The sequence below is a fragment of the Rhodonellum sp. genome, from assembly GCF_030656585.1.
GTDB classification, from domain to species: Bacteria; Bacteroidota; Bacteroidia; order Cytophagales; family Cyclobacteriaceae; genus Rhodonellum; species Rhodonellum psychrophilum.
This window is the reverse complement of record NZ_JAUSPP010000058.1, coordinates 25,338-47,742: the sequence shown is the minus strand read 5'-3', so window position 1 is coordinate 47,742 and position 22,405 is coordinate 25,338. Positions and strand designations below refer to the sequence as shown.

Here is a 22,405-nt window from a genome sequence, read left to right as displayed (position 1 = left end):
GGGGTAATTCCCGTAAAACATTCACATATAGCCCGTACCTTTGTGGTCCTTATAGGACTTTAGCCATATCATTATACAAACCTTAAAACCAGCAACTGTTTTATGAAAATTTTAAAATTCGGAGGATCGTCAGTAGCCAACCGTGAAAACATCAAAAGAGTATTTCAGATCATAAAAAGTCGGCAACAAGAAGGGGAGATTGCATTGGTTTTCTCCGCTTTTGGGGGAGTGACCGAAGTGTTGTTGAAAAGTGCACGCCTTGCCAATGAGGGGGATAAATCTTATCTAAAAGATCTAAAAACCCTTGAAGAAAGGCATTTGGATATGGTCAGGGAATTGATCCCGATCCAACTTCAATCCTCGGTGCTCACCTATGTGAAGGTGCGGTTCAATGAACTTGAAGATCTTTTTCACGGCATATTCTTGATCAAGGAATGTTCGCCCAGAACCCTCGATTATGTGGGGAGTTTTGGGGAGCGGCTTTCAGCTTTTATCCTTGCCGAGGCATTGAAGGTTGAAGGCCTCCCTGCCACTTACCTCGATGCAAGGGAGGTGATCCGAACCAGTGCCCGATTCGGCAATGCCAAAGTTGATTTTTCGGCCACAAATGACCTCATTCTAGATTATTTCCATACCCATCCCGGTTTGAAGGTGATCACCGGTTTTATCGCCAGCACGGCAAAGGGGGAAACCACTACACTTGGAAGAAGCGGCTCGGATTATACTGCCGCAATCTTTGCCTCCGCCTTGGATGCAGATTGTCTGGAGATTTGGACGGATGTTTCGGGAGTTCTGACTTCAGACCCGAGGTTGGTCTATACCGCATTTACCATTCCTCAATTGAGCTACAATGAAGCGATGGAATTGTCCCATTTCGGTGCCAAGGTGATTTTCCCTGCCACCATGCAGCCGGCAATGAAAAAAGACATTCCCATTTACATTAAAAATACTTTTGAACCTGAAAATCCAGGAACACTCATCAATGGTGATGCGCCAAACGGCAAAATCATCAAGGGGATTTCTTCGCTTTCCGATGTCTCCCTACTCAACATTGTTGGCGGGGGATTGATCGAAGTTGTAGGCGTCAGCCATCGGGTATTTGGCGCACTGGCAGATGCAGGTGTCAATGTGATCTTGATCAGTCAGGCCTCCTCTGAGCACAGTATCTGTATAGCGATCCAAAGTGCGGACGTGGCAATCGCCAAAGAAGTGATCGAGAAAGAGTTTTTGACAGAAATCAGAAATGGGGAGATGGACCCTGTTTTGGTTGTCCCAGACATGGCCATTGTGGCTGCTGTCGGTGAAAACATGAAGCACAATCCGGGTGCCAGTGGAAGGATGTTTCAGGCATTGGGGCAAAACAACGTCAACGTGTATGCCATCGCCCAAGGCAGTTCTGAATTGAACATCTCTGCGGTTGTTTCCCGAGTGGATCTGCAAAAAGCCCTGAATGCGCTGCATGAGGCATTTTTTCTTTCAGACAACAAAGTCTTGCACGTATTTTTGGTCGGTGTGGGCCTGATAGGAAAAGCATTGATCAAAATGATTGCCAATCAGCGCGAAAAATTACAGCGTGAAAACTTACTGGATATTCACATTCATGGTTTGGCCAATTCACGGTTTATGTCCTTCAGCGAAGATGGTTTTGATTTGAAAAACTGTCCAATGCCAGGTGAAAATGGAAATGACCAAGCGATGGATTTGGAGAAATTCACCCAGATCATGGATGATATGAACTTCTCCAATTCCGTTTTCGTGGATTGTACGGCAAGCCAAGAGGTTGCGGATATTTACGAGCGGGTATTGGAGGCCAAAGTTCCAATAGTCACCCCAAATAAAAAAGCCAATTCCGGTTCATTGGAAAGGTATAGAGCGCTGAAGAAATTGGCAGGAAAAAGAGGCGTGAAATTCCTCTATGAAACCAATGTGGCTGCAGGGCTTCCGGTGATCAACACCCTTCAGGATTTGATGCTCAGTGGAGATAAGGTCGTCAGGATTGAAGCAGTCCTGAGTGGCTCCATGAATTATATATTCAGCGAACTCGAAAAAGGATTGCCTTTCAGTGATGTGGTGAAAGTCGCCAAAGAAAAAGGCTATACCGAACCTGATCCAAGGGATGATTTGAGTGGAATGGATGTGGCAAGGAAAATACTGATCCTTGGAAGAGAAGCCGAACAGGATATTCATTTTGAGGACATTACCATACAAAGTATGGTTCCCTCAGATTGTGAAAAAGCCGGATCGGTTGAAGAGTTTTTCGAAAAACTCCAGGCACATGACGGTGAATTTGCCAACTTACTTCAGGAGGCCAATTCCAAAGGCGAAAAATTAAGATTCATGGCCATTCTTGAAAATGGGAAGGCTAAAGTTGGCCTGGGTTCATTTGACAACAGCCATCCATTTTACAATCTGAAGGGCAGTGACAACATGATCCTGTTCACCACAGAGCGCTATTTCGATTTCCCTATGATCATTAGGGGACCAGGTGCAGGGGCAGATGTCACTGCTGCTGGAGTTTTTGCAGATGTGATCCGTTTGGGAAATTATTCAAGATAATGGTAAAATCAGTAACTGCCTTCGCACCGGCCACCGTAGCCAATGTTTCTTGCGGATTTGATATTCTGGGCTTTGCCATCGATGAACTTGGTGACAAGGTGACAGTTTCCCTGACGGATACGCCAGGACTAAAAATGGTCAGAATCGAGGGGGACGGGGGAAGGTTGCCTTACGAGGTGGAAAAAAACACTTGCTCCGTGGCCATTCAGGCAATGTTGGACAAGCTCTTCTTTGACAAGGGAATGGAAATATCCCTGTACAAAGGACTTCCTTTGGGCTCGGGTATGGGTTCCAGTGCAGCGAGTGCCGCTGCGGCATTGGTGGCCGCGAATGCCCTTCTTGGCTATCCATTTGAAAAACAGGATTTGATTCCTTTTGCCATTGAGGCCGAAAGAATCGCCTGTGGAGCTGCGCATGCAGACAATGTCGCCCCATCCTTATTGGGTGGTTTTGTCCTGATTCGAGATTATACGCCTTTGGATGTGGTGAAATTACCCGTTCCCAAAGGGCTTTTTTGCACTTTGCTCCACCCACATTTAGAATTGAACACGGCAGATTCAAGAAGTGTACTGCGGAAGCAAATTTCCTTAAAAGACGCGACCATCCAATCCGGAAACATCGCGGGATTGATTGCAGGTTTGTTTCAGGGAGACCTGGCATTGATCAGCCGTTCGCTCAAAGATGTGATTGCAGAGCCCTCAAGGGCACTTTTGATACCGGGATTTTATGAATTGCGGGAGGCGATAAAGGCTGCAGGGGCACTTGGTTCTGGAATTTCCGGTTCGGGGCCAACGGTATTTATCTTATCGCCAGGAAAAGAGATCGCCCAGAAAGTGGGACAGATCAGCAAGCAAGTTTTTGAAAAGATAGGGCTTGGTGTAGATGTTTACATTTCAGAAGTCAATGATAAGGGCGCTTATGTGGTAGAATGATAATCTGACTATTTCAGCCCCTTTTCTCTCTATGTGATTTGCCAAATTTAACATTGGCATTGTTCCAGTCATCAATTAAAAAGCATCAAGAAAATCGATTCCTATGAATTTCTACAGTACCAATAATCCGAAGCACATCGTCAGTCTCAAGGAAGCCGTCATCCAGGGTTTGGCACCTGACCAGGGGCTTTATATGCCCGGAATGATTCCAGTGATGCCCCAATCCTTCTTCGATCGGTTTGCTGAAATGTCCTTCCAGGAAATGGGGGAGGAAATCATAAGTGCACTCTTTGGAGAGGATCTCGATCCTTCCCAAATCAAAGCTTTGGTAGAGCACACGCTTGCTTTCGATGCTCCTTTGGTCAAGGTGGAAGAGGGGATCTACAGTCTGGAATTGTTTCATGGACCGACGCTTGCCTTTAAGGATTTTGGCGCAAGGTTTTGTTCCAAACTCATGTCGATGTTGATGGTCGGTGAGGAGAGGAAAATCCGGGTATTGGTGGCTACTTCCGGGGATACGGGAAGTGCCGTTGCCAATGGTTTTTACAAGGTGCCGGGTGTAGAGGTTGTGATCCTTTATCCAAAAGGGAAAGTGAGCGAGCTTCAGGAAAAACAATTTACCACTTTGGGCGAAAACATCACCGCATTGGAAGTGGAAGGCGTTTTTGACGATTGCCAGCAATTGGTGAAAGATGCTTTCTTGGATGAGGAATTGAACCAAAAAATGCTTTTGACTTCTGCCAACTCCATCAATATTGCCCGTTGGATTCCCCAGTGCCTCTATTATTTTTATGCGATCTCGAGGTTTCCCGAGAAAAATAAAAAGGTTGCCATTTCTGTTCCCAGTGGGAATTTTGGAAATCTTGGTGCTGGAATCCTCGCCCAAAAGATGGGCTTACCCATTGATGTATTTATCGCGTCCACCAATGTCAACAAAATCGTCCCGGACTTCCTCCACGGAAATTCGTTTTCCTCCAAAAAGTCAGTTCCGACCATCAGCAACAGCATGGATGTTGGCAATCCCAGCAATTTCAGCAGGCTTTTGGCGCTTTATGACAATGATGAGGGCATGTTGCGGGAAAAAGTGAGGGGCTTTTATTTTGACGATCTGGATACACAAAAAGCGATGCGGGCAATAATGAACAGCACAGGATATATTTTGGATCCACATGGTGCGGTAGGTTATTTGGGGCTGCGGAATTTCAGAAAGCAAAATCCCGAATATGTTGGAATTTTCCTGGAAACCGCACATCCCGGCAAATTCAAGGAGGTAGTGGAGGAAACCTTGGGAATCAAGCTGGAATTACCGGAGCGATTGGAGAAATTTCTTCATGGCACCAAAAAGGTGGAGTCTCTCGCAAATGATTTCGGAGATTTCAAAGCCTATTTGTTGGCATCGAATTAAGACCGCTTTGCCTTTCGACGGACCTTTTCCTATTGAATCCGAATTCTAAGACAGCGGAAAAGTAATGTTAAGCAGCTAATTCGAGGCAAGTGAGTTGAACCCGTAATATGCAATAGGTTTCCAAATGGGATTGAAACTGAAAGAAAATCAGAATATTGGGAGCATAAATCCCGGTACCAATAGGGTGAAGTTAAAAGCAATAAATACCCAATTGATTGTCAGTCAATTGTAATATTGAATTGAGTTCGCAATGCATAAATCGGGTTGAATCAAAATAAAGCGCCCAATGGACGATTATCCATTGGGCGCTTTTTTCATGCTTTCCGAAGGTCTTAATCCGAACCTTTTTTTACACTTTTCTCGATTTTTTCCTGGAGTTCCATCAATTCTTTCTGATGGTTCTTTTGCCATTCTTCCATCTTTTTTTCGAAGGCTTTCATGTGAACTTGGTTTTCTTTTTGCCAAGCCTCCATTTGTTTTTGGAACTCCTCCATTCTGGGTTTGTTTTCCTCTTGCCAAGCTTTCATTTTCGCCTGGTATTCTTGCAGCATGGGTTCATTCTCTTTTTGCCATTCTTGGATTTTGGCTTGATATTCCCTGATTTGGGGTTGTATTTGGGATTGGAATTCCTCACGTTTTTGGGCCAAACCTTGGAGCATTGTCTCCCTTTCCTTTTGCATTTTTTGGAGGGCTTCCTTTCTTTGCTCACCTTGTGCCGCAAGTTTTTCCTTCAATTCCCTTATCATTTGATCCCGTTCTTCTTTTGATTTTTTTGAAGTGTCCATTTGAAAGGCCAATCCGTCGACAGCGAAGGAATTCCACGTAGAATCCCCCTTATTGAACTTAAAAGCAGGGATTGCACTGAAAAAAGAGCTGTCCGGCAGGAGCATTTTGAACTGTTGGTTGTCAAAATCAAATTTCGGCAGATTTTCAAAATTGAAATTGGGTGTCGGAATCTCCTGGAAGACCATCGGTGGCAAGTTCAATGAATCCCCAAAGATGAAATTTGAGCCCTTAAAATTCATCAGCAATTCATTTAGGTTGTGGAACGCGGGTTCCAAGTCCTTGAAATTGAAATTCAGATGGTTTAGGGATTCCAATTGAGCCAACTCTTTTATCATTTTTTCCTGCTCTTTTTCTGTCATTTCCTCCCATTTTTTATTGGGAATGCTGTCTTTTATGGAGTGGGGAAGGGTGTCATTCCTCATGGACTGAGCATAGGAAAATAAATTTGTCCATTCTTTTTCAATGGTGCTTGTCTTCAATTCTGTGGCAATCAGATCCTCAAGGGATGTTTTTGCACTTTCTTCGCTGGCGCCCACCAGTAAGGTGGCGCTGAGTATTAAGGTCATGATCATCGTGATGCTGATTGAAGTGGTAGGTTGAGAAGGAGATGTTTTTATACCCATGATTCTTTTGATACGGTCAAGCGTTGGGTTGTTGTGTCTGGCGGCTGCCATGGCGATTTCCGGTGCTTTGGTTTGTGCATGGTTCAGGACATTCGCCAGGCCATAAGCGAGGTCTTTTGGTTTGATATCCAATTGGATAGCCAAATCATCGCAGGCATTTTCCCTTTGTTCCCTTGCGATTTTATTGATCCACCAGAATACGGGATGGAAAAAGAAGATGACTTCCAGCATGGATTGAAATAGGTTGATCAAGTAGTCATGGCGTTTGATATGCGCCAATTCATGTGTGAGGATGGCTTCCAATTGTAAAGGGCTCAACTGAAAAACCAGGCTTGCCGGAATCAGGATGACAGGTTTAAATATCCCGTAGGCCATGGGGACATCCACATGAAAGCTTTGGAAAAGGGCGATCGGTGTTTTTAAATTCAGCTTTCTCTTCTGATTTTCGAGAAAGGAAACCCACTTTGGATCAGGGCTTTGGTGGGTTTTGTTTCGGAGATTTCGGATATCTGCCAAACTGCCACCCAATCGAACCATAAACAGCAATGCGCCAATCATCCAAATATTCACCAGCGTCGGCAATCCTTTCTCCAATTTTTGAATCAGAACAGTGAAGTCCATGGGATCGCCTTCCAAAACCAACCCTTCCACCTGGGCTTGCGATAACAGGCTTATCGAATCGTCGGGATATTGGGTGATCATCCTTTCATTTGAAGGTGTTGTATCCGCCTCTCTTCCGGAATAATAGGAGAAAGTAAGGATGCTTGCCATCGCAATCAGCAAAAGCGAGGAGATGCTGAGTCTGTATTTAAATGCTGCGGATTTGTGTTGGAAGAGCCGCTGACTGAGCCAAAGTAACAAACCAATGCCTGCGATTTGCCAAAGGGCATGGAGGATCATCCATCCGAGTGCAATTTGGTACGTTTCGGGAATCCAAGTGTTGAATCCTTCCATGATCATTCATTTTCAAGTTGGTCCAAAAACGCGCGAATTTCGATAAGTTCCTCTTTGGAGGGATTGCCCTGTCCGAGTGCCTGCATGACCAGGTTCTTGGAAGAGCCACCAAATGCCGTGGCCACAAAATTCGTCAGCAAACTTTTTTGCGTGTCTTTTTTGTCTATGGAAGGCGAATAGACATGTGTTCGATTCTGTTCGTCTCTTTTGACAAGTCCTTTGGCATTCATGATCTGCATGATCTTGAGCGTGGTCGTGTAGCCGGTATCCTTGGTCTCGGCAAGTTTTTCGTGGATTTCCCTCACGGTGGCTTTTTTTAGCTGCCAGAGAAGGGACAATATTTCCAGTTCGGATTCAGTGGGTTTCGGTTGCATAGGAATTGATACGATGATCTTCGTACAAAGTTATACGAAGATCATCGTAAAGCAAATTTTGGCTACGATTTTTTTCGTACCCAAGCATTTTTTTATTAAAACTCTCATTTAATTCCCTGCCTTGAGGTTTTTAAGAAAATAATTGAAAGGGGAGCGAACGATCTTGGCTCCGGATTAGTTGTATAGACATTGAATTTAATCGAAGAAAAAAAGATATGTATAAGCAACCGCTTTTAGAACAAATACAATTGGGTGATCTCACCTTGAAAAACAGAGTGGTCATGGCGCCAATGACCAGAAGCAGGGCAGACAATCCTGAAAATGTTCCCACCGAAATCCATGTTAAATATTATACCCAAAGAGCATCTGCGGGCTTGATCATCAGTGAAGGCTCCCAGGTTTCCAAAAAAGCGGTTGGGTATATCAACACGCCAGGGATCTATTCTGTAGCTCAGGTGGAAGGCTGGAAAAAAGTCACCAAGGCAGTTCATGATGAAGGAGGAAAGATTTTTATCCAATTGTGGCACGTGGGAAGGATTTCCCACTCTGATTTCCACAACGGAGACCTTCCCCATGCACCTTCAGCGATCAACCCACAGGCAAAAGCGTATACTCCAAAAGGATTTAAAGACACCGAAACGCCAAAGGAAATGTCCATGGAGGAAATCCATCAGACCATTTTGGATTTCAAGAATGCGGCCAAGAATGCTTGGGAAGCTGGATTTGACGGCGTGGAGATCCATTCCTCCAATGGCTATTTGTTGCACCAGTTTTTCAGCAGAACGTCCAATGTAAGAATTGACGAATATGGCGGAAGCATTGAAAACAGGGCCAGAATCCTTTTTGACATCATCGATGCGATCAAAGAAGTAATGCCTGAAAACAGAATAGGACTTCGTTTGAATCCATCCCTACATGGTGTTTTCGGAATGACGATGGACGAGGAATCCATCCCGACTTTTGATTACATCATCGAGAAACTGAACAATTATAATTTGTCCTACCTGCACTTGTCGGAGCCATTCACAGATGTGTCTGAACTCGCTTTCGCGGAACCCAACATTGCCCAGAGATACAGGCCGATGTACAAGGGCACCATCATCATCAATTCTGCTTTTGATCAGAAGTCAGGCAATGAAGTGGTCTTGGAAGGATTGGCAGATGCCGTTGCCTATGGGAAACCTTACATTTCTAATCCGGATTTGGTTGAGCGTTTTGCCAATAATGCGGAACTTGCCGAATGGGATCAGGATACATTTTATGTCCCAGGTGAAAAAGGGTACACCGATTACCCTTCAATGAAAAAAGAAAAAGCTGTTTAATCCCAAAAAAGACCGAATTCATTCGGTCTTTTTTTTTACTTTGGCACCATGTGTTTGATAGCGTTTAATTGGAACAATCATCCGGAGTATAAAATGGTCTTGGTGGCCAACAGAGATGAATTTTTTGAAAGGCCCTCGGCTCCACTCCAGCTGTGGGATTCTGGGTTTTATGCAGGAAAGGATCTTCGGGCAGGGGGAACTTGGATGGGTATCCATCCCAATGGTCGATTTGCCACACTGACCAATTTCCGGGATTTGAAAAACCCCAGAAAAGATCCCACAACGAGAGGCAACCTTGTCAAGGATTTTCTGGAGGGAACTCTGGATCCCAAGGAATATTTGACAATGATCCAAAAGGAAAAGGATGAATACGAAGGCTTCAACCTTGTCATTGGGAATCACGAAAAATTATATTACCTCTCCAATTATGCAGATGGCATTCAGGAAGTTGAGCCGGGACTCCATGGCCTCAGCAACGCATTTTTGAATACCCCTTGGGAAAAAGTGAAAATAGCAAAATCAGGCTTGCTTGAAAAAATAGAAGCCCAAGAACTGGATCTCGAAAATCTAATTCCTACCCTGCATTCCAGACAAATGGAACCCGATCATTTATTGCCCGACACAGGGCTTTCGGTCAGGGAAGAAAAGCAATTGTCCGCCCAGTTTATCAATGTCGGGGATTATTATGGGACGATCAATTCCACAGTGATCTTATGGAAACATACCGGAGAAGTGGAAATGATGGAAAGGACCTTTCACCAGGTGGAAAAAAGGTTTGCTGACAGTAAGGTGATTTTTAGGATACAATCCTAAAAGGGAACGAACAAAAAAGACAAGCCGTTAATTGAATGGAAATAAAATGGAAATGAAGAAGGTGGAAGTACTGATTATTGGGGGAGGGCCGATTGGCCTCGCTTGTGGGATTGAATGCGAAAAAGCAGGCTTGGAATATGTCATTTTGGAAAAAGGCGTATTGACCAATTCACTTTTCAATTATCCAGTCAACATGACTTTTTTTTCCACCTCGGAAAAACTGGAAATGGGAGATGTGCCTTTTATGTCCATCAGCCACAAACCCACCCGTCCAGAGGCGCTCGAATATTATCGAAGGGTGACCAAAAAATGGAAGCTGAAGGTGAATTTGTACGAAGAGGTAAAAGAACTTCAAAACAACGAAGGGATTTTTTCTGTGAAAACATCAAAGGCATCTTACCAAGCCAAAAATATCATCATTGCAACAGGCTTTTATGACCTGCCCAACCTGATGAAGGTTCCGGGAGAGGATCTGCCAAAAGTCACCCATTATTACAAAGAACCCTGGCCCTTTATAGGACAGAAGATTTTGGTCGTCGGGGCGGCGAATTCTGCGGTTGACGTGGCGCTGGAAACCTGGAGAAAAGGGGCTGAAGTCACCATGGTGATCAAAGGGGAAGGGATCGAGTCCAATGTCAAATATTGGGTGAAACCAGACATTGACAACCGAATCAAAGAGGGTTCCATCAAGGCATTCACCAATTCCCTGGTGAAAGAGATCCGTGAAAATGAAGTGGTCTTGGAAACTCCGGAAGGCGAAATTACCCTGGAAAATGACTTCGTGCTGGCGATGACAGGGTACCGGCCCAATTTTGCTTTGTTGAATCAATTGGGGGTAACCCTCAGCCTTGATGAAAAACGGCAACCTTGCTATGACCAAACCAACCAGGAATCCAACGTACCGGGTGTGTATCTCGCGGGGGTGGTGTGTGGAGGATTGAATACCCGTGAGTTTTTCATCGAAAACTCAGTGGTCCATGCCGAACACATTATCCAGCATATCAAGAACAAACCAAATGGATCCAATTGATCTTATTTCGGTAAAATAGAGCATTCCCCGATAGTTAAGGAGGAAATCGAATCGGTAATTTAACTTCTGATTCGATTTCCTTTTTTTGAGTTGAGAGGAATCCAATTTTCACACCTTCCTTAATCCGATTCAAAATTAATCAGGCAAAGCAAAAGCCACATAAGCATCTCCGGATTTGGTGCCTTTTCCGCCACCGCAGGCAATTACCAGATACTGCTTGCCGTCTTTTTCATAGACCGCAGGCGTGGCATGGCCGGCCGCAGGCAATGGTGCTTCCCAGAGTAAATCTCCAGTATCTTTGTCAAATGCCCTGATTTTCTCGTCCTTGGTGGCAGCGATGAATACCAACCCGCCAGCGGTCACTGCTGGACCACCGTAATTTTCTGTTCCTGTGATCGGGATTCCCTTAGCGGTGAGCTCAGGATATTCCCCCAAGGGAACTTGCCACTTGATCTTTCCGGTATTCATGTTCATGGCGGTCAGGGTTCCCCATGGGGGTTGAATTCCAGGAAAACCGTCTTCGGTCAACAATCTAGAATATCCCTGCAGGTTGAATTGTGGAAACAATCTTTCCTTTCCTCCCTCGAGTTCCTTTTTTTCTGCGGAAGGATCCAATGCTTTTCCCAACAAAAAATCCACCATGATCTTTCTCTCCTCCTCCTTGATGTGGGAGAAAGCGGGCATTGCGCCCTTTCCATTTTTGATCAGCATATCCAAACTGGCAGCATCATATTTGTTTTTCAGTCCCATAAGCGAAGGGAAAGCAGGAGGGTTTCCTTTGCGGTCAATGCCGTGGCAGTTTCCACAATAGTTTACATAACTGCGCTGCCCTATATTTTCAAACTCCGGATTGGCAGTCATTCTGACGATCCACGGGATTTCATTGGCATTGACATAAAGGGTTTGAGAGGTGGGGTCAAAGGAGGCTCCTCCCCATTCCGCTCCACCATCCATTCCTGGAAAAAGGACGATACCATGTTCTTGGCTGGGAGGGAGCCACATGTTTCCGGATTCTACGTTTTCCAGTTTCCCCCGAATGTCCTTTTCCCATTCTGGACTAAGTTTCAGGATTTCTTTGTCTGAAAACGTCATTCGCATGAAGGGCTCCGGCAGCGTTGGATGCGGCTGTGTTGGCCAACTCGCTTCACCCGGAAGCGTAGATTGCGGAACGGCTCTTTCCTCTATTGGCCAAACAGGCTCTCCGGTCGTCCGGTCGAAGACAAACACATAGCCCTGCTTGGAGGTTTGGGCGACTGCATCTATCCATTTCCCATCTTTTTTGATGCGGATCAAGTTGGGGTTTGCCGGAAAGTCTCTGTCCCACATGTCATGGTGGACTGCCTGAAAATGCCAGATTCTTTCGCCTGTTTCGGCATTCAAGGCGATCAAGGAATTGGCAAATAAATTTTCGCCATGTCGGTATCCACCCCAAAAATCATAGGTGGCAGAACCTGTTGGGACATATACGATCCCTTTTTCCTCGTCAAGGCTCATTCCCGCCCAATTGTTGGCGCCGCCTATTTTATCCCGGTGTGCTTCATCCCAAGTGTCATTTCCAAATTCTCCGGGATGTGGAATCGTGTGGAATATTCATTCTCTTTTTCCGGTTTTCACATCGTATGCGCGGACATGTCCCGGGGCGGCATCCAATCCTTCGGACAGCCTCATTCCGATGATCAATTTATCCTTGTAAATGATTCCTGGGGTGTTTGACACAATGAGGAATTCCTCCAAATCCGTGTCCAGGTCCATTTGAAGATCGACTTTCCCCCCCTCACCAAAGGATTCAATCGGTCTGCCATCTTTCGCGTCCAATGCCATCAGCCAATTTCCCGCCGTAAACAAAATCCTTTTGTCCTCGCCCTCTTCCCAATAGGTGACCCCCCGGTTGGTCCCCGCCCATGAATTCTGCCCGCCGAGCAAATGAAAAGGATTGAATCTCCATCTCAATTTTCCTGTGGTTGCATCCAAAGCAAAAACATTGACTTGGGGACTTGTGGCAAACAGAACACCGTCCACCACGATCGGCTGGCATTGGATCTGCGAACGCTCGGTTGCATCTCCGGTATTGAAAGTCCAAGCCACCTGGAGGTCCTTGACATTTTCCTTGTTGATCTGATCGAGGGAGGAATAGCGTGCGGCATCTTTGGTGCCTCCGAAAGTGGCCCAACCTGAATAATCCAGGGTTTGAAGTGATTCGGAAGGGGTGCAGGAGTGAAAAAACAAGCCAATCAAGGCAAGAATAAGGTTTCGAAGGAGCATAGGTTGCGTGGGGTTTATTGGCATTTTCAGTCAGACAGTTTGTCCCAAAGGCTTGGGAATAAGCAGGATAATTTACGGTTTATTCCTCAAAACCTTCCTGAATTTCAGCGGAGATAAAACCAGGTTTTTTTGGAGAAATTTCATTTGGGATCTCTTTTAGAATGGGCAAATTGTGATTTGATCTTCATTCCTTTTTGGATAACTTAATGTGTTTCATAGTCCTCTCCCCCATGAATACCGGTAATCTCCTCATTTCAGGTAGCAAGCCTGATCCTCAATTGTTTTGTTTCTTTCTTTTGGTGAAATGGTGAATCCCATAAATTCCCAATCCCAATCCAACCCAAAGCAGGGTGTCTTTGATTTCTTCGTATTGCGTCCCGGAAAGTAGCCAGATGGTGGCCAAGATCCCCAATACTGCCAATGATTTCCCGAAGGGTACTTTGAAATAATGATCTCCCGGTTGGGTTTTTCGCAACTTGATTAAGGCCGCACAGACCATCGCATACAGCAGCAATCTTGAAATAACAGAGACCGCCAGGGATCCCATAAATCCCCAAACGATAGCCACAAAAGCGACCAGGCTGGAAAAGAAGAGAATAGAAACCCAAGGCGTTGCAAATTTGGGATGTACTTTGGAAAGGAATTTTGGGAATTGGTTTTCCAGGCTTAGGGCATAGGGCAATCTCGAGCCACTCAGGATTTGGACATTCAAAGTGCCCAGAATGGAAATCACTGCCCCAATCGTGATAAACATCCCGCCGTACCAGCCCATAAAACCAGTCGCAGCATCGGCCAAGGGCTTGTCAGAGGCCGCCAATTCCGGCAATGTACCGATGGAGACTACTTGGATCAAGATGTAAAACCCTGTAATGACAGCCGCCGCTATCATCAGGGCAAAGGGAAGGTTTTTTCTTGGGTTTTCGATTTCCCCGCTGTTGACCAATCCTGCTTCAAACCCTCCAAAAGCGAAAATCAGCAGAAGTGCGGCACTGGAGAAATCTGGCAGACTCGGTGCGGACCGAAACTTGAGCAACTCAAAATCCACGAAAAAGAAACCAACGATGATAAAAACGGCCAAAGGCACCAATTTTGCCACTGTCAACGTATTGCTGACTTTTGCGGTGTTTTTTACCCCTATCAAATTGATACCCGTGATGCAAGCGGTAATGAAGACGATCATCCCGATTCTGACGGATGGAATGGCAAATACCTCCGAAAAAAAGGAGAGATAAATCAGCATCAAATTTATCAGGGTCGCATAGCTAAAAAGTCTGGTGAGCATCAGCAGCCAGCCAATGACAAATGCGGGCAATGGCCCAAAAGCGGTGTGCACATACAAATACGGCCCTCCCGTTTGGTCAAATCTGGAGCTGACTTCCGCGAATACGAGGATCAAAACCATCATCACCAAAGCGCAAACCCCGAAAGCCAGGAGGGAATAGACACCCGATAGCGCAAATACTTTGGCAGGAAGCGCAAATATCCCTGCCCCGATGACACTGTTGATGATTAAAAAAACCAGGTCCCATTTTTGGATACCGCGCTTGAGCATAAAAGGATTTTTGGTGGTGGGTGAAATTGAATTCGAAATCAAGATATGTAAACCGAAGTGAAAACCGCTCAAAAAATGGCTGAATTATTTGAAAGGTTGAAGGGCTGGGTAGAATCGATTCCTTCCAGTTTTGAAATCCCGGTAGACAAAGGATGTTTCAAAAAAAAAATCGGAATTGTGACACTCTACACTTTGCCGCAGGCACAAAAAGATGCTTTCTTATAAGAAATCCACATCCACGCTGAATGGATATTTCATCAGATACTGCAAAGCTTCTTCAATCTTCAAATCTTCGAAGAGTACTTTGTACAAGTTCTCCGTGATGGGTGCGCGCATGCCAGTGCCTTCTACAAAGGTCTTGATCAGTTTTACGGTGTTGATTCCTTCAGCAACTTCCTCCATGCTGTTGATGATTTGGTCCAGAGTTTCCCCTTGTGCCAATCTAAACCCGACAGTATAATTTCTGGACAATGTGGAGCTACAGGTCGCCACCAAGTCACCGATACCGGCCAGTCCGATAAACGATTTAAGACTTCCGCCAAGCGCATTTCCAAGGTAAATCAATTCGACCATGCCTCTCGATATCAAGAGGCCTCTTGCATTTTCCCCGAGTCCCATCCCCGCAAGGGCGCCTGCTGCGATGGCAATGATATTCTTCAAAACCCCGCTCAACTCCACTCCGATGATGTCAGAATTTCCATAGACTTGAAATTTATCCGATCGAAGCAACCGCTGTCCTTCCAGGATCACCTCATTGAATCTGCTGGCGACTACCGTTGCCGCTGGCTGGCCTTTGGAAAGTTCCTTGGCGAGGTTTGGTCCCGCGAGACAACCCACGCGTACCACCACGGTTTCTTTCAGGATCACCTCACTCATGGTCAATATGTTTTCCCGGGTAATTTTCTTCATGTCAGCCAAAGTTTTGCCTTTGGGAAGATTCAAGCAAAGCCCTTTGGTCCCATGGATGACAATGTGATAAGGGTGTAAAAACGGGGAAAATGCTTTCACGACTTCCTGAAAACCTGCAGAAGGAACCATAAAAAACAATACATCGCAGGATTCGCAAAGGTATTCAGGGTTCACAGTAGCCTCAATGGTTGGATTTACAGGATTGCCATCAGCAGCATGTTGGGTGTTGATTTCTTGCACCAATTCAGGTCTTCTCGCATAAACGATGACATTGCTCTTTTCGGCAAGCATATTGGCGATAACAGTTCCAAAACTTCCCATGCCCACCACGCCAACAGATTTTTTCTTAGAAAAGCTTTTCGAGTCCATATCCGTCTAATCTGTTGTGGTAAAAATAAAGGAGGTTCAAGTCCTGGGTTTCAATATTGCCTTCTTTCGACTTTACGAGAGGGCGTTTGGCATGGTACATGCCCACATTGCTCAAGCCGTGCTCAATGATGGAGTCAATGTCCCGTTTCAGATGTGGGGCGACATGTACTTTTCCATCCTGCCGAATTTCCATGATTCTATTCAATACCCTTTGGCACTCCTCCTTGAAGAATTCGTAGGGAATTGCAATATCCTCCTCTGGAAGCCGGAGTAAATTGAAAAGGTCCAGTTTTCTGTTTTGCTTTTTGATGATCTGGAATGCTGTAAAAGCCACCAAATGTGAGCTGAATACCCTGTTGATGATGTGAAATTCCTCAACAATCCTCCGACCCAGCTGGTTGGTGTACTCTTCTTCTCTTTGGGTATCCTCGCTGACAATACCATTAGAAATGAAATAATCTCGGGTTTCGATGATTCGGCCATTCTTGTCGAGGCTTCTCCCTTCCGTGTCCACATAATTTCCCAGTACGTCCATCGCTTTTCCTATCGATACCGAAATATCAGACCCTTTGGTGAAGAATTTCACGAGAAATTTAGAGATTTTGTAAGAGGTGGAAAATTCATCCGACTCTTGGTAATAGCGCTCTTGACCCGTCAGGCTCAGGTGCTCCTTGATCAGGCTGGGAGCTTCCAGCACAAAGTGATAATTGATCGTCACCGGCACAATGAATATTTTTCCACCGCTGCCCTGCTGACCTTTTTGGTAATTGGCGCGCTGGGCTTCCACCGCTGTACTTAACAGGCCCAGTTTTAGTTTTGACTCGATCTTGCCACTTCGGGATCTTGTTCCTCCCGGGAAAAACAAACTGTGGACACCGAATTGAATGGATTCAGAAGAATAGTTTTTTAAGGTTTCGAGATAAATCAGATTTTTCTTCCTTCTGTCCACTTTATAAGCGCCCAATGAATTCATGAAGTAGGCGAATATCTGGATGTTAAAAAGGTTTAACCCTGCCCCATAAATAAAGGGTGGTAGCCCCAACACGGAAATGATCCAGCCGATCAGGATGCTGTCCAAGTTGGAAAAATGGGTGGGGACCATGACGATGGTTCCCTTGGAGGCAAGATTCCGGAGCTGGTCGGTTTCGCCGATGATCTGGATTTTGTCCTGAAGACTGAATTGGTTGCTGAAAATGGATTTGATTCCCTTTACCCTCGCGGCATTCAGCAGCCTGGCAAAACCAAAAGTGACCACACTTCTGGTAAGTTTATAGTGTGTATGCTGGAAGTTGCTGGCGATTTCCTCTGCATAGCGCATCGTAATGTCGTCCAGGATCTCTATATATTTCTTTTTCTTCTGGGCATTGGGGATGCTGCTCTCGGCACTGAGTTGCACCAAGACTGACTTTACTTTGTTCCAAAATTCAAATTCATCGTCTGGATCCACTGCCCATGGATTTTGCTTTATCCGAAGTTTTTCCCTGTACAAGGTCGTTTCCAGTTCTTCCTTCAGGATGTCCATATTGCCCCCGGTTTGCTCGATAACCCGGTCTTTGCTGGCATTGGCCACTTTTTTGATGAATTCTTTTCTCCCCTTGCTCAACTTGACCACAGGCCATTCATCCTTGCTGGGAAGGATCGGGGCATATTTATGTTTGATGTAGTCGTCAGTCAAGGAAAAGCCAGTTTAATGAAAGGTCAAAGATAACAAAATTTAAATGTGCCAAGCAGGAAGGGTTTTCGGATGAAGGTTTATCCCTCCTTGCTCTTGGTGAAAAAGGCAACCACTGCACTCGTCAAAAAGCCCATAAGTGGAGTTCCGATAAGGCTTTGAAGCAAATAATTTTTCATGGAAAAATAGGACTCTGCTGCTTCCCGATCCATTCTTCCAGATTCCACCGCATAGTCGATCGCATTGGGAAAGAATTCCGGAGTGATGAAAGTCGATATCATATATTGGTTAAGCGGAGCCAATATCGTGACAAATAAAGTGATCCAGATACCGCTGACAAAGCCTTGAGCATAGTTCATTTTCCCATTCAATTGATTTTTTTTCTTGTCCATCAAAGCAAAGACATAGACCAGGATCGAGGGGATGGCATAGAAGTTCGTATACACCATGTGCTTGTCGATATGGGTGGAATGCAATCCGGATAGTTTTTCCACCACCATCCAACAGAGTGTCATCAAGGTAAAAATAACGGCCCATTTGATTTCGGTTTTTAGGTTCTTCATTGCGTTTGGGTTTAGAATGGCAAATTAGCACAAGTAATTAGAATTTGATACCGGAAATAGCGACAAACAACTTGCGCTCTTCCATGTTCCATTAGAGAATATTTTAATTTTGGTTTTTTCCAAGCATGAATCCGTCGTATTATTGCAGCACCAAAGTGCTTATGAAGCCTGACCTTAAACAGATACAAGCTCCCATCGCGACCGAAATGGTCGAATTCGAGAAGAAATTTAGAGACTTTATGAAAAGTAAAGTCACTCTTCTTGACCATATCACCAATTACATCGTCAAGCGGAAAGGAAAACAAATGCGTCCAATGTTTGTCTTCCTCACCTCTGGCATGTGTGGTGGTGTGACAGATGCTACCTATCGGGGAGCGGCATTGATCGAATTGTTGCACACGGCTACGCTGGTGCATGATGATGTCGTGGATGATGCGAATTATCGTCGTGGATTTTTTTCCATCAATGCTCTTTGGAAAAACAAAATCGCTGTTTTGGTAGGAGATTATTTGTTGTCCAGGGGACTTTTGTTGAGTGTGGACAATGGTGATTTTGACTTGCTGAAGATTGTTTCCCATGCCGTGCGGGAAATGTCCGAGGGGGAATTGCTTCAAATCGCCAAAGCCCGAAAACTCGACATCACCGAAGATGTCTATTACACCATCATCCGCCAAAAAACCGCCAGTTTGATTGCATCTTGTTGTGCTGTGGGGGCCACCACTTCCGGTGCGAGCTTGGAAGTGATCGAAAAAATGAAGGTTTTCGGGGAGAAAGTCGGCATGGCTTTTCAGATCAAAGATGACCTTTTTGATTATGGAGAGGATGAAATCGGCAAACCTTTGGGCATCGACATCAAGGAAAAGAAAATGACCTTGCCCCTCATTTACGCCTTGAACAATGCTTCTTGGCTGGATAAAAGACACATCATCTACCTGATCCGAAACCGGAACGAGGACAAAAAAGCAGTAAACGAAGTGATCAAGTTTGTCAAAGCTTCCGGCGGATTGGAATATGCAAACACCGTGATGACCCAATATTTTGAGGAGGCGCTTGCCCTGCTGGTTGACTTCCCCGATTCTGATTACAAGGCTTCATTGGAAGGACTTGTCAGGTATACCATCGAAAGGAAGAAGTAGAACCAGGTTGCCCGATCAGGACTCTTCCAACATTTCCCTTACCAAAGCTTCATGCTCTTCCACCCATCTGTCAAATAGACCTCCAGTTGCCGGGCCATTGAAACCCGTGTGGATTTTTCGGATTTTGCCTTTTTTGTCGATATAGAGGAGTGTCGGGAAGGCCACGATGGCATTGAGCATGGGCAAAGCTTCACCTGCCTTGTCCTTGTTGCTTTCTCCCGCGATCAAGAAGGTATAATTGGCATTCAGTTTTTCTTTGGATTTTTTGACCCGAGCCGAGGCATAGTCAAAATCAGGCTTGCTTTCAAAAGCCAAAGCGACGATCTCAATCCCTCGGGCCTTGTTTTTTTCATACCATGGGGCCAAAAATTTGGTTTCATCCATGCAATTGGGGCACCAGGTACCAAACAATTGCACCAAGACCACTTTGCCGCGAAATTTTTCATTATCCAAAGAGACCGGTTGACCATTCAGGTCAGGAAATGAAAAAGTGAGTTTTTCAATTCCTTCTTTGAGGGAGGTCAGGCCATAGGCATCGGGCAACTCAAATGCATCATCCCGGACAGCAATAAATGTTTCGGCATAGCGAGGCCCACTTCTGAATTTCCCAAGAATGGATCCGTCTTCCTGCACTTCGCCTTTGAATAGGAAGGCATGGCTGCCGTCAAATGCGCTAAGGGAAAAGGTGCTTCCACTTACATTTCCTTCCAGAAAACGATAATCCCCAAGGCTTGTCAGAAATGTCCCCGTAAGCTGATCTCCTTTTTGGGAAAATATCCCGACGGCTTCATAGGTTTCTCCTTTTTCATCCTGGAAAACTGTTTTCCATCTGCCCGAAAAATCAGTTTTTGGTTTTTCCTTGACCTCAAATCTACTCTTGGTGGTTTTGGAAGCGTTAAATGGAATGACATAGTTGGCCGCGTAATTCCTGACATAAATCCCTTCGATGTTTTGAGGATCGATGATTTTGGCTTTGATTTCCGAATCAAAAATACTCATGGTGATGAACAATGAGTCCTCCCTTATGACCACTTCGTCATAGACAAGCGTTTCCTCAGCATTGTGCACCTGGGCAATCAACTTGCCTTTGCTCTGGGAAAAGGTCAATCGAAAAGGAATGATGTCCGGAGAGATGTCCAGCACGGCAAGCCAATTTCCATCTAGGACAATTTGCTTTTTTGTCTCCTGTCGGCAAGATCCCAATAGGATGAACAAAACTAAACAGAGGAGGTTGATTTTTTTCATTTGAGGTGTGAAGACCGTTGAACCGCAAAATTAATATTTAATTTCGTTTTACCCTATAAAATATATAGGGTTAGTTTTATTATTTTCCGGTTTGTTAAAATCCGCTCGAATCCCTGGGAAGGATGGTTTTACAATCTGGGGAATATCCAGATGCTTTTGTCTTTTTGAACGGGGATTCTAAAGGACGATTTGGGCTTTTTCAGCAAGATTTTTGGATAAAGCTAGCTGGATAGGGGTTTTGGTTTCGTCTTTTTGGGATTTTCCCCCACTTTTCTGTTTCTCTACCAGAGGTTTGCGGTCTGTTTTTTGAAAAACCATTTTTACCTTAAATCTGGTCAAATTCGAGTGTTTTTGGCTTTTTTAGGACTATTGGGATTCGCTGCAAGCCACTGAGCCTCAAGGAAAATAAGTCCGATTTTTTCCCAAAAAAATTGCGATAGTTGGAACTTTTAGATACTTTTAATAAAAAGTGGTGAAAAGTGGGAGGAAGTGGTGGATTGTGTCAAAGCTTTTGTTACTTTTGTTTTTAAGGTAAACTGAAATACTAACCATGGGAATGTTTAACAATCAATTTGATTGCAAGCTTGACGCCAAGGGACGTCTGACATTGCCCGCCAAGATCAAGGCGGCAATTCCAGAATCCAATGGCAACGAGCTGATGCTCAGATTGGGCAACGATGGTTGCCTTGAGTTGTACACCATGATTGAGTTCAAGAAACTATACAACCAAGTCAATGCCCTCAATTCTCAAAATGAGGAGCAGCGTTTGGTAAAGCGTAATTTTTTCAGAGGAAACAATGACGTGGAGCTGGATGGTGCGGGAAGACTTTTGATTCCAAAGACCTTTATGCTCTATGCCGACATCGAAAAAGATGCGGTCGTAGTGGGAATGGGAAGCTATGTGGAAATCTGGAATCCCGAAAAATACCTCAAATATGTAATCAATGATCCATCTGACCTGTCTAGGTTGATGGAAAAATATCTTTCCTAAGTCATGACAGCCAAAGAATACCATATCCCTGTAATGCTTCAGCCTTGCATTGAAGGTTTGGCTATAGACCCAAACGGGATCTATCTCGACCTTACTTTTGGAGGTGGAGGGCATTCCCGGGAAATCCTCAAGAAATTGGATAAAGGCCATCTTTATGGTTTTGACCAGGACGCGGATGCCGCAGCCAATATCCCCGAAAGTGACAAATTCACCTTTGTTCAGGCCAACTTCAGGGATCTGAAAAGATACCTCAGGCTTTATAAAGTCAAACAAGTAGACGGCATCTTGGTCGATTTGGGAATTTCTTCCCATCAGATTGACGAGCCGGGCAGGGGTTTTTCCACCCGATTCGAGGGAGAACTGGACATGCGCATGAGTACCGGCATGACCTTGACTGCCAAAGATATCCTGAACACCTACGAGGAAACTCAATTGCACAAGGTTTTTGGGATTTATGGGGAGATCAAAAATGCAAAAACCCTGGCCAAAGCGGTGGTTGCACAAAGGGCAGCCGTTCCTTTCAGCAACATCGAAGGGTTCAAGGAGCTGCTCATGAAGCATGCACCAAGAAGGAAAGAGTTCAAATATTTTGCACAGGTTTTCCAAGCCTTGAGGATTGAAGTGAACGACGAAATGGGTGCTTTGGAGGAGATGTTGTTGCAGACATTGGATGTCTTGAAGCCGGGAGGAAGATTGGTGATCATGAGTTACCACTCTCTCGAAGACCGATTGGTCAAGAATTTCATGGCCAAAGGCAAATTCAGCGGAGATGTAGAAAAGGATTTCTACGGAAACCTGATCAGACCCTTGGAGCCGGTTACCAGAAAGGCAGTTGTGGCTGATGCCGCAGAGCTGGAAAAGAACAGCAGAGCCAGAAGTGCAAAATTGAGAATTGCCAAAAAACTTTAAGG

17 protein-coding genes and 1 pseudogene are annotated in these 22,405 nt (G+C 45.0%); 10 read left to right on the top strand and 8 right to left on the bottom strand.

The window, feature by feature from the left end; genetic code table 11:
* The first annotated feature begins 102 nt into the window (after nt 1-102).
* The 3 genes from thrA (at nt 103) to thrC (ending at nt 4,893) form a co-directional block, all read left to right on the top strand.
* The gene (gene thrA, locus Q7J63_RS13850) at nt 103-2,556 is read left to right on the top strand and encodes a bifunctional aspartate kinase/homoserine dehydrogenase I (protein ID WP_304886969.1); all 2,454 of its coding nucleotides are present in this window, start codon (nt 103-105) and stop codon (nt 2,554-2,556) included.
* On the top strand, nt 2,556-3,488 hold the full coding sequence (locus Q7J63_RS13845) for a homoserine kinase (protein WP_304886967.1): 933 nt from the start codon (nt 2,556-2,558) through the stop codon (nt 3,486-3,488). The genes thrA and Q7J63_RS13845 overlap by 1 nt, the downstream gene beginning before the upstream one ends.
* Nucleotides 3,489-3,591: 103 nt before the next feature.
* The gene (gene thrC, locus Q7J63_RS13840) at nt 3,592-4,893 is read left to right on the top strand and encodes a threonine synthase (protein ID WP_019599383.1); all 1,302 of its coding nucleotides are present in this window, start codon (nt 3,592-3,594) and stop codon (nt 4,891-4,893) included.
* Between the two features lie 332 nt (nt 4,894-5,225).
* Here thrC and Q7J63_RS13835 read toward each other — a convergent pair whose 3' ends face one another.
* Both Q7J63_RS13835 and Q7J63_RS13830 read right to left on the bottom strand, forming a co-directional pair.
* Nucleotides 5,226-7,256, bottom strand: coding sequence for a M56 family metallopeptidase (locus tag Q7J63_RS13835; RefSeq protein ID WP_304886965.1), 2,031 nt, complete (start codon nt 7,254-7,256; stop codon nt 5,226-5,228).
* A 2-nt stretch (nt 7,257-7,258) separates the two neighbouring features.
* On the bottom strand, nt 7,259-7,630 hold the full coding sequence (locus Q7J63_RS13830; protein WP_019599380.1) for a BlaI/MecI/CopY family transcriptional regulator: 372 nt from the start codon (nt 7,628-7,630) through the stop codon (nt 7,259-7,261).
* 215 nt (nt 7,631-7,845) lie between these two features.
* Between Q7J63_RS13830 and Q7J63_RS13825 the strand changes: the two genes are divergently transcribed.
* From Q7J63_RS13825 to Q7J63_RS13815, 3 genes are read left to right on the top strand one after another with little or no spacing between them, the layout of a single operon-like run.
* Nucleotides 7,846-8,952, top strand: a complete 1,107-nt coding sequence (locus Q7J63_RS13825) for an alkene reductase (protein WP_304886963.1) — start codon at nt 7,846-7,848, stop codon at nt 8,950-8,952.
* 48 nt (nt 8,953-9,000) lie between these two features.
* Complete coding sequence (locus Q7J63_RS13820) at nt 9,001-9,765, top strand: NRDE family protein (protein ID WP_304886961.1); 765 nt, start codon at nt 9,001-9,003, stop codon at nt 9,763-9,765.
* A 46-nt stretch (nt 9,766-9,811) separates the two neighbouring features.
* Complete coding sequence (locus tag Q7J63_RS13815; protein WP_304886959.1) at nt 9,812-10,795, top strand: YpdA family putative bacillithiol disulfide reductase; 984 nt, start codon at nt 9,812-9,814, stop codon at nt 10,793-10,795.
* Nucleotides 10,796-10,930: 135 nt separating this feature from the next.
* On the opposite strand, the pseudogene Q7J63_RS20890 reads toward Q7J63_RS13815, so the two are convergent.
* Nucleotides 10,931-13,081: pseudogene (locus Q7J63_RS20890) on the bottom strand (PQQ-binding-like beta-propeller repeat protein).
* A gap of 250 nt (nt 13,082-13,331) precedes the next feature.
* Nucleotides 13,332-14,609, bottom strand: a complete 1,278-nt coding sequence (locus Q7J63_RS13800; RefSeq protein WP_033405422.1) for an APC family permease — start codon at nt 14,607-14,609, stop codon at nt 13,332-13,334.
* Between the two features lie 75 nt (nt 14,610-14,684).
* On the opposite strand from Q7J63_RS13800, the gene Q7J63_RS13795 reads away from it, so the two are divergent.
* Nucleotides 14,685-14,834, top strand: coding sequence for a hypothetical protein (locus Q7J63_RS13795; RefSeq protein ID WP_154654343.1), 150 nt, complete (start codon nt 14,685-14,687; stop codon nt 14,832-14,834).
* Here the strand turns inward: Q7J63_RS13795 and Q7J63_RS13790 are convergent.
* The 3 genes from Q7J63_RS13790 to Q7J63_RS13780 form a co-directional block, all read right to left on the bottom strand.
* A complete protein-coding gene (locus Q7J63_RS13790; protein ID WP_019599368.1) occupies nt 14,829-15,887 on the bottom strand; it encodes an NAD(P)H-dependent glycerol-3-phosphate dehydrogenase in 1,059 nt (352 codons plus the stop codon). The genes Q7J63_RS13795 and Q7J63_RS13790 overlap by 6 nt on opposite strands.
* Nucleotides 15,865-17,562 carry a 1-acyl-sn-glycerol-3-phosphate acyltransferase gene (locus Q7J63_RS13785; protein ID WP_304886952.1) on the bottom strand — a complete coding sequence of 566 codons (1,698 nt, stop codon included), beginning with the start codon at nt 17,560-17,562 and terminating at the stop codon, nt 15,865-15,867. Before Q7J63_RS13785 ends, Q7J63_RS13790 begins: the two co-directional genes overlap by 23 nt.
* A 77-nt stretch (nt 17,563-17,639) precedes the next feature.
* Nucleotides 17,640-18,122 (bottom strand): DUF4199 domain-containing protein, encoded by a 483-nt coding sequence (locus Q7J63_RS13780; RefSeq protein ID WP_019599366.1) that lies wholly within the window; start codon nt 18,120-18,122, stop codon nt 17,640-17,642.
* Nucleotides 18,123-18,283: 161 nt separating this feature from the next.
* Here Q7J63_RS13780 and Q7J63_RS13775 point away from each other — a divergent pair, with 161 nt between their 5' ends.
* A complete protein-coding gene (locus Q7J63_RS13775; RefSeq protein ID WP_019599365.1) occupies nt 18,284-19,258 on the top strand; it encodes a polyprenyl synthetase family protein in 975 nt (324 codons plus the stop codon).
* Between the two features lie 15 nt (nt 19,259-19,273).
* Here Q7J63_RS13775 and Q7J63_RS13770 read toward each other — a convergent pair whose 3' ends face one another.
* Nucleotides 19,274-20,503 carry a peroxiredoxin gene (locus tag Q7J63_RS13770; RefSeq protein ID WP_304886948.1) on the bottom strand — a complete coding sequence of 410 codons (1,230 nt, stop codon included), beginning with the start codon at nt 20,501-20,503 and terminating at the stop codon, nt 19,274-19,276.
* Nucleotides 20,504-21,053: 550 nt separating this feature from the next.
* Here Q7J63_RS13770 and mraZ point away from each other — a divergent pair.
* Nucleotides 21,054-21,494 carry a division/cell wall cluster transcriptional repressor MraZ gene (gene mraZ, locus Q7J63_RS13765; RefSeq protein WP_019599363.1) on the top strand — a complete coding sequence of 147 codons (441 nt, stop codon included), beginning with the start codon at nt 21,054-21,056 and terminating at the stop codon, nt 21,492-21,494.
* A 3-nt stretch (nt 21,495-21,497) separates the two neighbouring features.
* Nucleotides 21,498-22,403 (top strand): 16S rRNA (cytosine(1402)-N(4))-methyltransferase RsmH, encoded by a 906-nt coding sequence (rsmH, locus tag Q7J63_RS13760; RefSeq protein WP_019599362.1) that lies wholly within the window; start codon nt 21,498-21,500, stop codon nt 22,401-22,403.
* The last annotated feature ends 2 nt before the right edge of the window (nt 22,404-22,405 follow it).

Coding starts and splice junctions, on each gene's coding strand:
- Q7J63_RS13800 (WP_033405422.1), bottom strand. CDS start 14,609: ATGCTCAAGCGCGGTATCCAAAAATGGGACCTGGTTTTTTTAATCATC.
- thrA (WP_304886969.1), top strand. CDS start 103: ATGAAAATTTTAAAATTCGGAGGATCGTCAGTAGCCAACCGTGAAAAC.
- Q7J63_RS13780 (WP_019599366.1), bottom strand. CDS start 18,122: ATGAAGAACCTAAAAACCGAAATCAAATGGGCCGTTATTTTTACCTTG.
- Q7J63_RS13775 (WP_019599365.1), top strand. CDS start 18,284: ATGAAGCCTGACCTTAAACAGATACAAGCTCCCATCGCGACCGAAATG.
- rsmH (WP_019599362.1), top strand. CDS start 21,498: ATGACAGCCAAAGAATACCATATCCCTGTAATGCTTCAGCCTTGCATT.
- Q7J63_RS13790 (WP_019599368.1), bottom strand. CDS start 15,887: ATGGACTCGAAAAGCTTTTCTAAGAAAAAATCTGTTGGCGTGGTGGGC.
- Q7J63_RS13820 (WP_304886961.1), top strand. CDS start 9,001: ATGTGTTTGATAGCGTTTAATTGGAACAATCATCCGGAGTATAAAATG.
- Q7J63_RS13835 (WP_304886965.1), bottom strand. CDS start 7,256: ATGGAAGGATTCAACACTTGGATTCCCGAAACGTACCAAATTGCACTC.
- Q7J63_RS13795 (WP_154654343.1), top strand. CDS start 14,685: ATGGCTGAATTATTTGAAAGGTTGAAGGGCTGGGTAGAATCGATTCCT.
- Q7J63_RS13845 (WP_304886967.1), top strand. CDS start 2,556: ATGGTAAAATCAGTAACTGCCTTCGCACCGGCCACCGTAGCCAATGTT.
- Q7J63_RS13830 (WP_019599380.1), bottom strand. CDS start 7,630: ATGCAACCGAAACCCACTGAATCCGAACTGGAAATATTGTCCCTTCTC.
- Q7J63_RS13770 (WP_304886948.1), bottom strand. CDS start 20,503: ATGAAAAAAATCAACCTCCTCTGTTTAGTTTTGTTCATCCTATTGGGA.
- Q7J63_RS13825 (WP_304886963.1), top strand. CDS start 7,846: ATGTATAAGCAACCGCTTTTAGAACAAATACAATTGGGTGATCTCACC.
- thrC (WP_019599383.1), top strand. CDS start 3,592: ATGAATTTCTACAGTACCAATAATCCGAAGCACATCGTCAGTCTCAAG.
- mraZ (WP_019599363.1), top strand. CDS start 21,054: ATGGGAATGTTTAACAATCAATTTGATTGCAAGCTTGACGCCAAGGGA.
- Q7J63_RS13815 (WP_304886959.1), top strand. CDS start 9,812: ATGGAAATGAAGAAGGTGGAAGTACTGATTATTGGGGGAGGGCCGATT.